Consider the following 1,041-nt stretch of genomic DNA (forward strand, 5'->3'; position numbering starts at 1 on the left):
CCAATTTGCCTGGTCGTTTTGTGAAACAGGACGAACGGTAATTGAATGAAGTAGTTCGTTGTGTGTGTTATCGATTGGTGTTGTATGCTGGTTCATGCCCTATAATATAAAATATTTTAGGGGGAATGTCCACGTTTTTTTACATATCTTTGTATATTCTGCGCTTATGGAAAACTTTGACAGCGCCGTGGTTGGTACTCATCTCTCCGGCGATTGATTTTGGGTTGCTTTGGGGCAGCGAACGAAGCCTGTGGCCTTGGGTGGCCTTGCTGCCGAGCTACACTGCAGTGGCGGCATTCCATGAACGCAGTGACATGATAACGTATAAAGCTGATAACCCCCGTGTTTCGCTTGGTGAAGTGGAGCGTTTCGCCTTATCAGAATATTTAACCGGATTAGCCGGTGGTGACTTGCTGCCGGATTGGATTGAGCAATCGAGCAACATGATGGGATTACATGCGGACATCCTGCATCGTTGGGCAGGACGCGTCCCACCGGCTCGCTTCGCTAAAGCCTTATTGTCAGACCAGAGACGTTTGGTGAGTTTATACGATGGGTCGATTAAACTTGTCGATTCTGATCCTGCAAGACAGATGCTTGCTGGTGGCGATCCGTATCTCGACCGGCTCAATGCACCAGTAACAGCAGCCTTCAATACCTATGTGCGTGACCATTTGGATTTTAAGACTGAGTTACCCTATCTCCTCTTAAATGAGGAGGTGTTCAAATCGTGGAACTGGTGGTCGGGTATTCAGGGGCAACAAGGGTTTGCCGAAGCTGTAGCGGACTTAAAGCAGGCAATGTGCATAAATCCCCATATGCAGGTATTAATCATTCATGGTGTATTTGATCTGGTAACTCCATATTAGGGGTTGTCAGATAATAACTTTTACAACTATGGCATGGGATAATACGGTGTGAATGACTCAATTTTTTGAAATTGTATAATTCCAATCTCCATGGAAATTATGCTTTCCAATATTAATCTTTTCCATTTCCCGATCGGAAACCTTTATCCCTGTTGGATATTTCCTTTTGTCA

General features: G+C 45.0%; 2 protein-coding genes. One reads left to right on the forward strand and one right to left on the reverse strand.

What is annotated here, in order from left to right; genetic code table 11:
* Nucleotides 1–125 precede the first annotated feature (125 nt).
* The gene (locus tag QZT26_RS17850; protein ID WP_295104131.1) at nucleotides 126–869 is read left to right on the forward strand and encodes a hypothetical protein; all 744 of its coding nucleotides are present in this window, start codon (nucleotides 126–128) and stop codon (nucleotides 867–869) included.
* Nucleotides 870–926: 57 nt separating this feature from the next.
* Here QZT26_RS17850 and QZT26_RS17855 read toward each other — a convergent pair.
* Nucleotides 927–1,041, reverse strand: a 115-nt coding sequence (locus QZT26_RS17855; protein WP_295100125.1) for a hypothetical protein, incomplete at its 5' end; no start/stop codon positions are given.

It is taken from the genome of uncultured Candidatus Kuenenia sp., from assembly GCF_900696675.1.
GTDB classification, from domain to species: Bacteria; Planctomycetota; Brocadiia; order Brocadiales; family Brocadiaceae; genus Kuenenia; species Kuenenia stuttgartiensis_A.

What these genes read in the sequence shown, in the direction of transcription:
- QZT26_RS17850 (WP_295104131.1), top strand. Translation starts at nt 126, where the DNA reads ATGTCCACGTTTTTTTACATATCTTTGTATATTCTGCGCTTATGGAAA.